The following is a 14,369-nucleotide window of genomic DNA, read 5'->3' on the forward strand; positions in this document are numbered from 1 at the left end:
TGATGACTTCATAGACGCTGATGACCATGGCGATGAACACCAGCCAGGCGGCCACACGACCGCAGGCCACCACGCCGCGGTCGAAGGCATTGCGAACCGGATCGCCAGCATTGTCTTGCTTAGCGGACATCGTGACTCCGTGCCGAGCGAGTCGGACAAGTGAAGTGACAGGAACAGGCAAGCCCTCAGCACGCACTCGACCACCCGGCCGTGAACCGGGTGGTCGGCGGCGTCGGGGTGTCTCAGAGCTGCCCGCGTGCCTCGAGGAAGCTGGTGGCGGCGTCGTAGACCTTCTGGGTCATCTCGTTACGCCCGGCCCACTCTTTCCACTCTTTCTCGGCGGCCTGACGGAACTTCTTGCGTTCTTCGGCCGGCAGATCGAACGGATGGACGTCGGGATTCTCGCGCAGCTTGGCCAGTGTCTCGATGTCCTGTTCCTTGAGCTTGGCGATCAGGTCATAGGCCATGGCATCGAAGGCGGTTTCGAGCGTGGTCTGCAGCCCCGCCGGCAGGTCATCCCAGATGTCCTTGTTGATGGAAACGGCGATCATGGGCATGGAGTGGAAGCCCGGATACAGCGGATGGGGCGCGAAGGCGTGGAGCCCCTGGGCGTCGTTGTTCGACAGTACCGTGGAATCCGCGGCATCGATCACGCCTTTTTCCAGGCCGGTGTAGACCTCCGAGCCGGGCAGGTTGACCGGTGTGGCACCGATGCGCTCGAAGATGTTGTAGACCATGCCCTGGGGAGCACGAATCTTCAGACCTTCGAAGTCGTCCAGGCTCTTGATGGGCACGGTGGAGGGCACCGACTCCAGCGGGAAGGTGGCGGCGCTGATCAGGTGGCTGCCATAGGGTTCGGACAGCTCGTTGTAGAGGTCTTCACCACCACCCTGTTTCATGAATTCCAGGAAGTCGTAGGGGTCGTTCCAGGCCCCGACCAGATTGCCCAGCATGCCGAAGGCCGGGTTCTGGCCGGAGAAATAACTCGGGTCGGTCATGTGGCCCTGGAGGATGCCGGAACTCACGGCCGACAGGGTCTCGGTCGGACCGACGACGGCATTGATGGGCAGCAGTTCGATCTCGACGCGACCATCGGTCATGGTGCTGATGCGATCGGCCCATTCCTGCTTGACCTTGAAGCTGGGTTCGCCAGCCGTTTCCGAAGCTTGAAACGTCCATTCGTACTCGGCGGCATGTGCGCCGGTTACGCTCAGCAGCAGAGCGGAAGCGCCCAGCAGCAGTTTCGGGGATAGATGGGACATGATGCTCTCCGTTCGGCGTGTTGCTCGAGTCAATAGTGTTTGTTGTCGATGTGTCGGCACAGCCCTGGATTGACGGGTGCCTCTTCGGTCCCACGCGGGAAGGCCGTTGATGCAAGTCGGGCCGTCCCGATCTCGTGGTTTATCGTGACCGGGCAGGGAGAAATGTTGCTCATATAGTAAATATGTTCAACATATACTTTCGTATGTGTGTACTTGTCCTGGATCTCGTCGTAGGCTTCTGGACACACATCGATGGCTAGGCCCATCGCCCCGAAATGCCGCGAGGAGTTACCGCTATGGCCTCATCCGAGACATCAGGCAAGCCGGCACTGCGTAGTGCCCAATGGTTCGGCACGGCCGACAAGAATGGCTTCATGTACCGCAGCTGGATGAAGAATCAGGGCATCCCCGATCATGAGTTTCAGGGCAAGCCGATCATCGGCATCTGCAACACCTGGTCCGAGCTGACGCCATGCAACGCTCACTTTCGCAAGATAGCCGATCATGTGAAGCAGGGGGTGCTCGAGGCCGGGGGCTATCCGGTGGAGTTTCCGGTCTTCTCCAACGGCGAGTCGAATCTGCGTCCTACCGCCATGTTCACGCGCAATCTGGCGAGCATGGATGTGGAAGAGGCCATTCGCGGCAACCCCATCGATGCGGTGGTGCTGCTGGTCGGTTGCGACAAGACCACGCCGGCCCTGCTCATGGGGGCGGCGAGCTGTGATGTGCCGACCATCGTCGTGACCGGCGGGCCGATGCTCAACGGTAAGCAGGAAGGGCGTGATATCGGTTCCGGCACGGTGGTCTGGCGTCTCTCCGAAGAGGTCAAGGCCGGCAAGATCTCGATGCATGATTTCATGGCGGCCGAGGCCGGCATGTCACGCTCCGCGGGTACCTGCAACACCATGGGCACCGCTTCGACCATGGCCTGCATGGCGGAGTCACTGGGCGTCTCGCTGCCCCACAATGCGGCGATTCCGGCGGTGGACTCGCGTCGTTATGTGCTCGCCCACCTGTCGGGCAACCGCATCGTCGACATGGTCAATGAAGACATGCGGCTGTCGAAGATCCTCACCCGCGGCGCCTTCGAGAATGCCATTCGGACCAATGCGGCGATCGGTGGCTCGACCAATGCGGTCATTCACCTCAAGGCCATCGCCGGACGCATGGGCGTGGATCTGGCCCTGGATGACTGGACTCGTATCGGCCGCGGTACGCCGACGCTGGTCGATCTCCAGCCGTCCGGGCGCTTCCTGATGGAAGAGTTCTACTATGCCGGCGGCCTGCCTGCGGTGCTGCGCCGCCTCGGTGAGAACGACCGACTGCCCCACAAGGACGCCCTGACCGTCAACGGCAGGACATTGTGGGAAAACGTCGCCGATGCACCGCTCTACAACGAGGAGGTCATCCGGCCACTGGACAAGCCGCTGGTCGAGGACGGTGGCATGTGCGTGTTGCACGGCAACCTGGCACCCAAGGGCGCGGTACTCAAGCCATCGGCGGCCAGTCCCGAGCTTATGAAACATCGTGGTCGTGCCGTGGTCTTCGAGGACTTCGACGACTACAAGGCGCGCATCAATGATCCGGATCTGGACGTCGATGCCGACAGTGTACTGGTCATGAAGCACTGTGGGCCGCGCGGCTATCACGGCATGGCCGAAGTGGGCAACATGGGGCTGCCGGCCAAGCTGCTCGAGCAGGGTGTCACCGACATGGTGCGCCTCTCGGATGCCCGCATGAGCGGTACCGCCTATGGCACCGTGGTGTTGCATGTGGCGCCCGAGGCCGCGGCGGGTGGTCCGCTGGCCGCCGTTCAAGATGGCGACTGGATCGAGCTGGATGCCTACGCCGGCAAGCTGCATCTGGACATCGAGGACGCCGAGCTCCAGGCCCGCCTGGCCGCCCACGACCCCACCCAGGCCTCGCGCCGGATCGCCAGTAGCGGCGGCTATCGCCAGCTTTACATCGAGCATGTGCTGCAGGCGGACGAGGGCTGTGACTTCGACTTTCTGGTCGGCTGCCGGGGTGCCGAGGTGCCGCGCCATTCGCATTGATCAGCGGTTGAGACGCATTTTGACACTGATATGTCCCGAGCTTCCGGTGACATATCGCGTGAGGATTGTCGCTAGGCTGACCGGGAAGAGGGTTCAATGGGGCGGTTGTCGAACAAGCGCATCATGATAACGGGGGCCGCCCATGGCATTGGCCGAGCCATTGCCGAGGCATGTGTCCGTGAGGGTGCCGCCGTTCTGTTGTACGACAGGGAAGCTGAGGCACTGGGCCAGTTGGCGGATGCATTGCGCGATCATGGCCATGATGTGCTGGCTGAGCTCGGCGACATCACGGATCGGCAAGCGCTGGAAGCTGCCGTGTCACGGGCTCGTGAGGCGTGGGGGCCGTTGACGACATTGGTCAATAATGCGGGGGTGAATGTATTTCATGCTCCGCTGCAAATGCCTGATGCAGCCTGGGAGCAGTGTCTCAGGGTAGACCTTGAAGGAGCCTGGACATGCAGTCGTACGGTGCTTCCCGACATGCTGGCAAATGGCGATGGTTCGATCATCAACATCGCTTCCACACATGCTTTTTCCATCATTCCCGGCTGTTTTCCGTATCCAGTTGCCAAACATGGTCTGATTGGCATGACTCGCGCGCTGGGCGTCGAATATGCAGGCCAGGGGGTGCGTGTTAACGCCATTGCGCCAGGCTATATTGCCACCCCGGCGGTGGAGGCGCATTGGCGGAGTTTCGAGGATCCCGTTGGCGCCAAGGCACGAATCGAAGCCATATTGCCGCCCGGCAGGTTGGGGCGGCCCGAAGAAGTTGCCATGTCCGTGGTGTTTCTGGCGTCAGACGAAGCCCCCTTCATCAACGCCACCTGTCTGACCATTGATGGGGGGCGAAGTGTTGTCTACCACGATGCATGACAAGATCGCGAGCATTGTAGTGGTTCATCAATCTGCTGGCCGAGCCAGTAGCGACGAGGTCTGGTATGACGAGTCACAAGATCACATCCGATCAGCTTCGCTCCCGCGACTGGTTCGATAATCCGGACCATCCCGGTACCACGGCGCTGTGTATCGAGCGCTACATGAACCAGGGCATCACGCTGGAGGAACTGACCAGTGGTCGGCCGATCATCGGCATCTGCCAGTCCGGTTCCGACCTGACGCCGTGCAATCGGCACCATGTCGAGCTGGTGCAGCGGGTCAAGGATGGCATTCGCGCCGCCGGCGGGGTGCCGTTCGAATTCCCGCTGCATCCCATTCACGAGAATGTGCGTCGACCGACGGCGGCCCTGGATCGCAACCTGGCCTATCTCGGCCTGGTGGAAGTGCTGCATGGTTATCCGCTGGATGGGGTGGTGCTGACCACGGGTTGCGACAAGACGACACCGGCCAGCCTGATGGCGGCGGCCACGGTGAATGTCCCGGCCATCGTGCTGTCCGGCGGCCCCATGCTGAATGGCTGGCGCGGCGCCGAGCGCGTCGGCTCGGGCACCATCGTCTGGGAGATGCGCAAGCGCCTGGCGGCCGGGGAAATCGACTACCCGGAATTTCTCTCGCGCATCGCCGATTCGGCCCCCTCGGTCGGCCACTGCAACACCATGGGGACGGCCTCGACCATGAATTCCCTGGCCGAGGCGCTGGGCATGAGCCTGCCGGGCTCGGCCATGATCCCCGGCCCCTACAAGGAACGCGGCGCGGTGGCTTATGCCACGGGCGAGCGGGTCGTGGACATGGTCTGGGAAGACCTGCGGCCGAGCGACATCCTGACCCGCGAGGCTTTCGAGAACGCCGTGGTGACCTGTTCGGCGCTGGGAGGCTCGTCCAATGCGCCGGTTCACATCAATGCCATTGCCCGACATGCCGGGGTGGCGTTCGACAACGATGACTGGCAACGACTGGGTCACGAAATCCCGCTGCTGACCAATGTCATGCCGGCCGGCGCCTATCTGGGCGAGGAGTTCCACCGGGCGGGCGGGGTGCCCGCCGTGATGCACGAGCTGCTGGAGGCAGGGCGCCTGCATGGCGACGTCGTCACCGCCAATGGCGCCACCCTGGCCGATAACCTGAGCGGCCGCATGACTCGGGACGAGGCCGTGATATGCCGTTATGCCAATCCTCTGGTGGAACATGCCGGCTTCCTCAACCTCAAGGGCAACCTCTTCGACTCGGCACTGATGAAGACCAGCGTGATCGCCCGCGACTTTCGCGAGCGTTTTCTGGAGGATGCAGAAGATCCGAATGCCTTCGAGGGCAGAGTGGTGGTCTTCGATGGTGCCGAGGATTACCACGCGCGTATCGATGACCCAGAGCTGGCGATCGATGAGCGCACCATTCTGGTGATGCGCGGCGCCGGCCCGGTGGGCCATCCCGGCGGTGCCGAGGTGGTCAACATGCAGCCACCGGCGGCGCTGCTTCGCCGGGGCATCGAGTCGCTGCCGTGTCTGGGCGATGGCCGTCAGTCCGGCACCTCGGGCTCGCCGTCCATTCTCAATGCCTCGCCGGAAGCCGCCACGGGTGGTCCGCTGGCCTTGTTGCAGAGCGGCGATCGTCTGCGTGTCGACCTGGGGCGCTGTGAAGTCAGATTGCAGGTCGACGACGCGGAACTGGCGGTGCGCCGCGAACGGCTGGAGGCGGCGGGCGGTTATGGCTATCCGGCTGACCAGACCCCCTGGCAGCAGATTCAGCGCAGCCTGGTGGAACCCCTGGCGGATGGCATGACGCTGCGCGACGCCACGGCCTATCGGGATGTGGCGCGCCGGAGTCCGCCCAGGGATAATCATTGAACGGGGTCGCCACCCTGGGCTGATTCACCATCCAACAGGAGCTTCCATGTCGTCATTTCGTCTGGGGCTGGTCGGGGCCGGCAAGATCGTCCGTGACCAGCATCTCGCCGCCATTCAGGCTACACCGGGGCTGGAGCTGGTCGCCGTGGCCGATCCTCATGCCGGGCTGGAAGGGGTTCCCGGCCACGCCTCCCTGGAGGCCATGCTGGCCGCCGAGCCCGAACTGGACGCCGTGGCGATCTGTACGCCAGCGCATCTGCGCCATGCACTGGCCCGCCAGGCGCTCGAGGCAGGCAAGGCGGTGCTGCTGGAAAAACCGCCCGGTGCCACCCTGGCCGAGGTCGAGGATCTCAAGGCGCTGGCCGAGCAGCGCGATCTCGTGCTGTTCGCGGCCTGGCATTCGCGCTTTGCACCGGCCATCGAACCCGCGCGTGAATGGTTGCGCGAGCGTCGCATCAGCGCCATCGAGATCACCTGGCACGAGGATGTCAGGGTCTGGCATCCGGGGCAGGCCTGGCTCTGGGAAGCCGGTGGCATGGGGGTGTTCGATCCGGGCATCAATGCCTTGTCGATCGTCACCCGGCTGGTGGACCAGTCGTTTTTCCTCAAGCAGGCCAGGCTCGAGGTGCCCGAGAACTGTCAGACACCGATTGCCGCCCAGCTGCAGCTGCGTGATGGTGGAGGGGTGCCCCTGGAGGCGGACTTCGACTTCCGTCACGAGGACCCGCCTTGCTGGAACATGACCCTGACCACCGACCAGGGGCGCCTCGAACTGAGTGGCGGCGGATGTCGCATGTCAGTGGACGGGGACGTTGTGCTCGACGAGACGGAGCGTGAATATCCGGGGCTGTATGCCCACTTCCAGGCGCTGCTGGCCACTGGCCGGCGTGATGTGGATGTCGTGCCGCTGCGCCACGTGGCGGATGCCATGATGCTGGGGCACCGCCAGGCGACCACGGCATTTCACGATGCGTCCGGAGCCTGAGAGGCACGTGACAGGGGCTGCTCGGCCATGACCTCGCGCAGGACCGTGGTCAGCGCGGCGGCGCCCGGCGACAGCCGGTGCTGGCGCAGCGTGATCAGGCCATAGGGCTGGACGCTCAGGGCTTCTTCGGTGGGCAGTACGCGGAAGCGTTCCGGGTCGCAGAGCAGCTCGGCGACATCCTGGCTGATCACGGTCAGGGTGTCGGAGCGTGCGACCAGGGCCAGTGACACCAGGATGTCCGAGGTGTTGATGATCCGCGCGGGTGGCGTGACATTGTGATACATCAGCAAATGATCGACACGCTGGCGCATCAGGGCACCGGGTGGCTGCAGTGACCATGGATAGGTAGCCATCTCGGCCAGGCTCGGCGAGGCCTTGTGGGCCAGGGGGTGATCACGCCGACAGACGATGCTGATGGCTTCCTCCCCGATTTCCTCGAAGACGAAGCGACTCGGGTCCTGATCGGTAGGGATGCGCGAAATGACCATGTCGAATTCGCCCTCCAGAAGCCTCGGGACCAGGACCGGGCTGACGTCGACATCGACGCTGACCTTGAGGTTCGGCAATTGCTGATGGACCCGTTCCAGGGCCCGTGAAATCAGGGTCACGGCCGGGGCCATGACGGTACCGATCGAGACGGCCCCGGCATTGCCGGCGCCCAGGGCGTTCAGTTCATCGCCGGTCTGCTGCAGTGACGAGAGGATGTGCCTGGCATGGCGCACTGCCACTTCGCCGTACCAGTTGGGCTCGATGCCGCGCGAATGACGCTCGAACAACTGCACGCCCAGTCGGCCTTCCAGCTCGCCCAGCAACTTGGAGGCGGCAGGCTGGCTCATCGCGAGACTGGCCGCAGCCCGATGCAGGTTGCGGTGGTCGTCCAGCGCCAGAAACAACTGCAGATGGCGTAACTTTAGTCGGACCTTGAGAAACCAGTCCGGGGGCAATGTTCCCATGGTCGTGCGTTGTGTCATGTGTCGATAACCAGATTGGCATGGATGAGTCAGCAAAACAGTATTAGCGGTTAACTCCTTTGCTGTCTAATGTTTCCGGCGTTTGCTGACCTGCAAGGCACGCCAGAGGAGACAACAACAAATGCTGACATTCAACGCGCAGACGTGTACTACGCAACCGGATCAGCGGCTGACAGGGCATCGCGCCGGTAAGGCGATGCTGCTGGCCGTTCTACCGCTGGTGGCCGGTGTCGCACTGGCCAATGAGACGAAGTCGACCGAGGGGGATATGTCGCAACAAGAGCGCAGTATCGAGCAGGAGATGTTCGGCAGTCTGGAGGATGGGCGTGAAGTGGCCCTGTATACCCTGACCAATGCCGAGGGCGCGAGCTTCTCGGTGACGCCCTACGGGGGAACCATCGTCGCGCTGAAGGTGCCGGATGCCGAAGGCAACGTCGGGGACGTGGTGCTGGGGTTCAACAGCCTGGATGACTATCGGTCACCGGCGTATCGCCAGGCCAATCCCTACTTCGGGGCCCTGATCGGGCGCTATGGCAACCGTATTGCCGATGGACGCTTCACGCTGGATGGCAAGACCTACCGGTTGCCGACCAATGATGGCGACAACCACCTGCATGGAGGTGACACGGGCTTCGACAGGCGTCTCTGGCAGGCAGAAACCGTCGAGGACGAGCGCGGTGTGGGGATCATCCTGACATTGACCAGTGCCGATGGTGACCAGGGTTATCCCGGGGAGTTGCAGACGCGGGTGCGCTATACGCTGAGTGACGACAACGCCTTGACCATCGACTATCGCGCCACCGCCGATGCGGCCACGCCGGTCAACCTGACCCAGCACAGCTATTTCAATCTGGATGGCGTGAGCGGGCAAGAGGCGCAGGGCCACGATATCCTCGGTCATCGGCTGATGATCGATGCGGATCGCTTTACCCCCGTCGATGAAGGCCTGATTCCCACCGGAGAAATGCGCGACGTGGCGGGAACGCCCTTCGATTTCCGTGAAGCGACCGCCATCGGCGAGCGCATTGACAGCGAGAATACCCAGCTGTCACGCGGCCAGGGATATGACCACAACTTCGTGCTCAATGCGGATCGCTCCGCCGATGGCGAGCTGACCACCGCTGCTCGCGTCGTCGCCGAAAACAGCGGGCGGGTGATGGAAGTGCAGACCACCGAGCCCGGGCTGCAGTTCTATTCCGGCAATTTTCTCGATGGCTCCCTGACAGGCAAGTCGGGCACCAGCTACGGGCACCGTTTCGGCCTGGCGCTGGAAACCCAGCACTTTCCGGATTCCCCCAATCAGGATGGCTTTCCTTCCACCATCCTGAAGCCCGGAGAGGTGTACGAGAGCCGGACGCGCTACGTGTTCTCCACGACATCCACGCACTCTAGCGCCGACTGATACCTCGCTGAGCCTGCCCGATAGCCCGGGCAGCGACCCCGCCAAGCGCGGTCTCTTGCCAGCCACGAGCCGTCCATCTCCCGGTGGGCGGCTCGATACGGCCAAAGTCTCGACACACTTTAGTCTCAGGCCGTCAGGGCATCGGGTCACGGCACCACCTGATGGACCGGACTCTCTTGCTGATTTGATATACAAAAAGGCATGACTTTATGACCATTGCAGCATTGGATGGTTATGTTGCACATGCATAGGGTTGATGTATCCGGAAAAAGCCTGTCATGGCCCGGAGTTGCTTTTACCAACGTCACAACAACAAGTGCCCGTACAGGGCAAAGGAGACGCCTGATGCTTCGCTTTCCGACCCTTGCTTCCCTCACCCTTGGTGCCTGCCTCGCCTTGCCGACAGCGGCCCAGGCCCAGGACGACATCAAGCTGGGCTTCATCGTCAAGAAACCCGAGCAGGCCTGGTTCATCAATGAACAGGACGCCGCCACGCAACTGGGGGAAAAGAAGGGATTCGACGTCGTGCGCCTGGCCGGTGAGGATGGTCAGCAGGTGCTGAGCGCCATCGACAACCTCCACTCGCAGGGCGCCCAGGGTTTCGTCATCTGCCCGCCGGATGTGCGTCTGGGGCCTGCCATCATGAATCGTGCCGAGCAGTACGGCATGAAGGTAGTGACGGTGGATGATCGTTTCGTCAATGCCGATGGGGAACCCATGAAGGACGTGCCGCACCTCGGCATGTCGGGCTACAAGATCGGTCAGCAGGTCGGCAATGCCATCGCCGACGAAATGGAAGCGCGTGGCTGGGATCCCGAAGAGGTTGCAGCGTTGCGCATCACCAACTATGAACTGCCGACGGCCAAGGAACGCACCGATGGCGCGACCGATGCCCTGCTCGAACGCGGTTTTGCCGAGGGCAACATCCTGGATGCCCCCCAGGAGAACACCGATACTTCCAGCGCCTTCTCGGCAGCCTCGCCGGTGCTGTCCAAGAACAGCGACTATGAGCACTGGGTGATCTATGCCCTCAACGAGGAGAGCGTACTGGGTGGCGTGCGCGCTTCCGAGCAATATGGTCTGGCAGCCGAGGATGTCATCGGGGTCGGCATCAATGGCTCCGGCGCCGCCTTCGCCGAGTTCTCCCGCGAAAAGCCGACCGGCTTCCACGGCACCGTGGCGGTGAGCTCCACCATGCATGGTCGCCAGACGGCACAGAACCTCTATACCTGGGTGACCGAGGGCGACAAGCCGAAGGCCAATACTGAAACCACCGGTACCCTGATGACGCGTGACAACTGGGAGGAAGTGCGCGATGAGCTCGGTCTCTGATAGCGCTCAGACAACCGGAAAGGATAGCGTCGGCGCCAACGCCGACGCCTACCTCGAGGTCGACAACGTGACGGTCGAGTTTCCCGGGGTCAAGGCGCTGGATGGCGTCAGCTTCTCGGCGAGAGCCGGCGAGGTGCACGCCCTGATGGGCGAGAATGGCGCGGGCAAGTCGACCCTGCTCAAGGTGCTGAGTGGCGTGAATCGCGTCAGTCAGGGCGGCCTTTCGCTGAATGGCGAGCGTCGTGTCTTCACCAATGCGCGCCAGGCGCTGGCCGAGGGCATCGCCATCATCTACCAGGAACTGACGCTGTCGCCCAACCTCTCGGTGGCGGAGAACCTGCTGCTGGGACAACTGCCGGAGCGCCACGGCATGCTGGATCGGCGGCGGCTTTATCAGCGTGCTCGCGAAATCCTCGCCGAGCTCGGCGAAAACTCGGTGCATCCGGCCACCAAGGTGCGTGAGCTGTCCATCGGCCAGCAGCAGATGATCGAGATCGGGCGGGCGCTGTTGCGTGATGCCAGGATCATTGCCTTCGATGAGCCCACCAGTTCGCTGTCGGTTCAGGAAACACGGCAGCTCAAGCGCATCGTCAAGCGACTGCGTGATGAAGGTCGGGTCGTGCTCTATGTCACCCATCGCATGGAAGAAGTCTTCGAGATGTGCGATGCGGTGACCGTCTTTCGCGACGGTCGGCATATCCGCACTCACGCGACCATGCAGGGCCTGGATCACGACACCCTGGTCAGTGAGATGGTGGGCCGGGACATCGATGATGTCTACGGCTACCGCGCGCGCCCCAGGGGCGAGGTACTGATGGAGGTCGCCGGGCTGAAAGGGCCGGGCGTCAGCGCACCGGTCAGCTTCAGTGTGCATCGTGGCGAGGTCTTCGGGCTGTTCGGCCTGGTCGGGGCCGGGCGCAGCGAGTTGATGCGGCTGGTGTGCGGTGTGGCCTCGCCCAGCGAGGGGCAGGTCAGTATCGATGGCGAGGCACGTCGCTTCGCCACGCCGGGCCAGGCCATCCGCGCCGGGATCGCCATGTGTCCGGAAGATCGCAAGTCGCAGGGCATCTTTCCCATTGCCAGCGTCACCGACAACCTGAATATCAGTTGTCGACGTTTCTTCAAGCGCCTGGGCGGCTTCCGCGATCCGGCCCGGGAGCTGGCGAACACCCGGGATTACATTCAGCAGCTGAGCATCAAGACCCCCGGTCCGCGGACGCGCATCAGCAATCTCTCGGGCGGCAATCAGCAGAAGGTGATTCTGGGCCGCTGGCTGTCGGAGCGCATCGAGCTGTTCGTCATGGACGAGCCGACTCGCGGCATCGATGTCGGGGCCAGGCGCGACATCTACTCCCTGCTTTATGACCTCGCCGAGGATGACAAGGGGGTGGTGGTCATCTCTAGTGATCTGGCCGAGGTCAGTGCCATCTGTGACCGTATCGGCGTCATGCGTGACGGCGAGCTGATCGATATCGTGCCTCGCGACGAGGCGACCCCGGAACGTCTGCTGAGCCTGGCACTGCCGGCCTGAGTGGCTTGAAGATCGCACCATAACGCAAGAGAGACAAAACGATGACAACCCAAAAGACGGCCCAGAGCCAGGATAACGTTCAAGCCGAGACACCCGCAGGGCGCCAGGGGCTGGCCAAGCCGCTGAGGACGTTGCTCGATACGTCGGGACTGTTTGCCATCTTTGCCGTGCTCTTCATCGGCCTGTCGGTGATGATTCCCGACTTCCTCACCGGCCGCAACATGGTCGGCCTGCTGTTGTCGGTGACGCTGATCGGCACGATTTCCACCACCATGATGATGGTGCTGGCACTGGGGGAGGTGGACCTTTCGGTGGCCTCCATCGTGGCCTTCGCCGGCGTGGTCGCGGCCGTGGTCACCAGTGCGTCCGGCAGCGTGGTCATCGGCGTACTGGGCGGAGTGGCCGCCGGCGGGGCAGTCGGTGCCTTCAATGGCTTCGTGGTGGCCAGGTTCGGGATCAATTCCCTGATTGCCACCCTGGCGGCCATGGAGTTCGTGCGTGGCCTGGCCTACATCACCTCGGGCGGTGATGCGGTGATGATTACCGTGCCCGCCTTCTTCGAGCTGGGCAGTGCTTCCTTCCTGGGCCTCACTCTGCCGGTATGGACCATGATCGGCTGTTTCGTGGTCTTCGGCGTACTGCTCAACATGACCTCCTTCGGTCGCAATGTTCTGGCGACCGGCGGCAATGCGGAGGCGGCGGCCCTGGCCGGCGTCAACGTGCGCCGCCTGAAGATCATCGTCTTCGGCCTGCAGGGCGTGGTGGCCGGCATCGCTGGGGTCCTGTTGACTTCGCGCATGGGGCTCGGCGATCCCAATACTTCCCTGGGCCTGGAGCTGGCGGTGATTTCGGCCTGTGTGCTGGGCGGGGTGGCACTGTCCGGCGGTATCGCCTCCATCACCGGCGTGCTGGTCGGCGTGATGATCATGGGCTGTGTGCAGAATGCCATGGGCCTGCTCAACGTGCCGACCTTCTATCAGTACCTGGTGCGTGGCGCCATCCTGCTGCTCGCCGTCATGTTCGATCGCTGGAAGCAGACGCGGCGCAGCAAGGCGTGATGCGGTCCCTCGAGATGGTGCTTCGGCAGCCGCGCCGGGCGATTTCAGGCGCGCACTACAGGCTACCCGTCCCGGTGCGTGTCTGTTAGGTTGCTTTCGGCACCCTTTGTATTATCTGACAAGGCAGATGAGAGGCCCCATGACAAGAGCGTCGAATAGCGTCGAAGTCGCCCTGCAGCTCGATATGGATCTCGGGGAAAGCCCGGTCTGGTCGGTGGCGGATCAAATGCTTTACTGGGTGGATATCAATCGGGGGCGGGTTCATGCCTGGGCACCCGCTGAAGCCGCGCCACATCAGCATGACTTCGCGCATAGCGTGGGGTGCCTGGCGCTGAGTGAACAGGGACTCCTGGTGGCCGAGGCGCCGGCTTTGGTCTGGCTGGACCCACGCTCCGGAGAGCGCTGGCCGACGAACGTGGTCAATCCCGAATGGGCGGGTGATGGAGGCAATCGCTTCAATGATGGCCGCTGCGACCCGGCGGGGCGCTTCTGGGTCGGTACCCTGAACCCCGAGGACGGCGGTGCCTCGCTGTACTGCTGGCGTGAAGGACAGCTGGTGGCGGCCAAGCGCGAGCTGCGGATCGCCAATGGCCTGGCGTTCAGCCCGGATGCGCGGTGGCTGTATCACACCGATTCGCCGTCACGCCGGGTGCTGCGCCATGCCTTCGATCCCGAGAGCGGCGAGCTGGGGGAGGGCGAAGTCTGGGTCGACCTGGATGCGCATGATCTGCCCGGTGTGCCGGATGGCGCTGCGGTCGATCAGGATGGTCACTATTGGAGCGCGCTATACGGTGGTGCCCGCATCGCACGCTTTGACCCTGATGGCCAGCTGGTGGCCGAGTATCCGGTGCCATGCCCGAACCCGACCATGGTGGCCTTCGGTGGCGCCGACCTGAAGACGTTGTTCATTACCACCGCCCGCCAGGAGATGGACCAGGCGGCGTTGCAGCGTTATCCGCTGGCGGGCAGTCTGCTGTCGCTGCGGGTATCCACGCCGGGCCTGGAAGAGCCCCGCGTGACCCGGCGTTGATCTGCC

The 14,369-nt window shown here is 63.2% G+C and carries 11 protein-coding genes; 9 read left to right on the top strand and 2 right to left on the bottom strand.

The window, feature by feature from the left end; all coding sequences use genetic code 11:
- Nucleotides 1-242: 242 nt before the first annotated feature.
- Complete coding sequence (locus QWY79_RS13480; protein WP_290273735.1) at nt 243-1,262, bottom strand: TRAP transporter substrate-binding protein; 1,020 nt, start codon at nt 1,260-1,262, stop codon at nt 243-245.
- Nucleotides 1,263-1,558: 296 nt separating this feature from the next.
- Here QWY79_RS13480 and QWY79_RS13485 point away from each other — a divergent pair, with 296 nt between their 5' ends.
- The 4 genes from QWY79_RS13485 to QWY79_RS13500 all read left to right on the top strand — a co-directional run bounded on the left by QWY79_RS13485 (nt 1,559) and on the right by QWY79_RS13500 (nt 7,039).
- Nucleotides 1,559-3,316 carry an IlvD/Edd family dehydratase gene (locus QWY79_RS13485; RefSeq protein ID WP_290273737.1) on the top strand — a complete coding sequence of 586 codons (1,758 nt, stop codon included), beginning with the start codon at nt 1,559-1,561 and terminating at the stop codon, nt 3,314-3,316.
- 96 nt (nt 3,317-3,412) lie between these two features.
- Nucleotides 3,413-4,189, top strand: a complete 777-nt coding sequence (locus tag QWY79_RS13490; RefSeq protein WP_290273739.1) for an SDR family oxidoreductase — start codon at nt 3,413-3,415, stop codon at nt 4,187-4,189.
- 65 nt (nt 4,190-4,254) lie between these two features.
- Nucleotides 4,255-6,054, top strand: a complete 1,800-nt coding sequence (locus QWY79_RS13495; protein WP_290273742.1) for an IlvD/Edd family dehydratase — start codon at nt 4,255-4,257, stop codon at nt 6,052-6,054.
- 46 nt (nt 6,055-6,100) lie between these two features.
- Nucleotides 6,101-7,039, top strand: coding sequence for a Gfo/Idh/MocA family protein (locus QWY79_RS13500; RefSeq protein ID WP_141320655.1), 939 nt, complete (start codon nt 6,101-6,103; stop codon nt 7,037-7,039).
- Here QWY79_RS13500 and QWY79_RS13505 read toward each other — a convergent pair.
- Nucleotides 7,018-8,010, bottom strand: coding sequence for a LysR substrate-binding domain-containing protein (locus QWY79_RS13505; RefSeq protein WP_246053887.1), 993 nt, complete (start codon nt 8,008-8,010; stop codon nt 7,018-7,020). The two genes, QWY79_RS13500 and QWY79_RS13505, sit on opposite strands and share 22 nt — an antisense overlap.
- 121 nt (nt 8,011-8,131) lie before the next feature.
- Here QWY79_RS13505 and QWY79_RS13510 point away from each other — a divergent pair, with 121 nt between their 5' ends.
- From QWY79_RS13510 to QWY79_RS13530, 5 genes are all read left to right on the top strand, one after another.
- Nucleotides 8,132-9,412: an aldose epimerase family protein gene (locus QWY79_RS13510; protein ID WP_290273753.1), complete on the top strand. Its 1,281-nt coding sequence runs from the start codon at nt 8,132-8,134 to the stop codon at nt 9,410-9,412.
- 345 nt (nt 9,413-9,757) lie between these two features.
- On the top strand, nt 9,758-10,744 hold the full coding sequence (locus QWY79_RS13515) for an arabinose ABC transporter substrate-binding protein (RefSeq protein WP_290273755.1): 987 nt from the start codon (nt 9,758-9,760) through the stop codon (nt 10,742-10,744).
- Nucleotides 10,728-12,275 (top strand): L-arabinose ABC transporter ATP-binding protein AraG, encoded by a 1,548-nt coding sequence (gene araG, locus QWY79_RS13520; RefSeq protein WP_290273758.1) that lies wholly within the window; start codon nt 10,728-10,730, stop codon nt 12,273-12,275. Before QWY79_RS13515 ends, araG begins: the two co-directional genes overlap by 17 nt.
- 41 nt (nt 12,276-12,316) lie before the next feature.
- On the top strand, nt 12,317-13,333 hold the full coding sequence (gene araH, locus QWY79_RS13525) for an L-arabinose ABC transporter permease AraH (RefSeq protein ID WP_290273761.1): 1,017 nt from the start codon (nt 12,317-12,319) through the stop codon (nt 13,331-13,333).
- 139 nt (nt 13,334-13,472) lie between these two features.
- Nucleotides 13,473-14,363, top strand: a complete 891-nt coding sequence (locus QWY79_RS13530; protein WP_290273765.1) for an SMP-30/gluconolactonase/LRE family protein — start codon at nt 13,473-13,475, stop codon at nt 14,361-14,363.
- The last annotated feature ends 6 nt before the right edge of the window (nt 14,364-14,369 follow it).

This window comes from Halomonas sabkhae, assembly GCF_030409265.1.
In the GTDB taxonomy this organism is placed as follows: domain Bacteria; phylum Pseudomonadota; class Gammaproteobacteria; order Pseudomonadales; family Halomonadaceae; genus Halomonas; species Halomonas halmophila.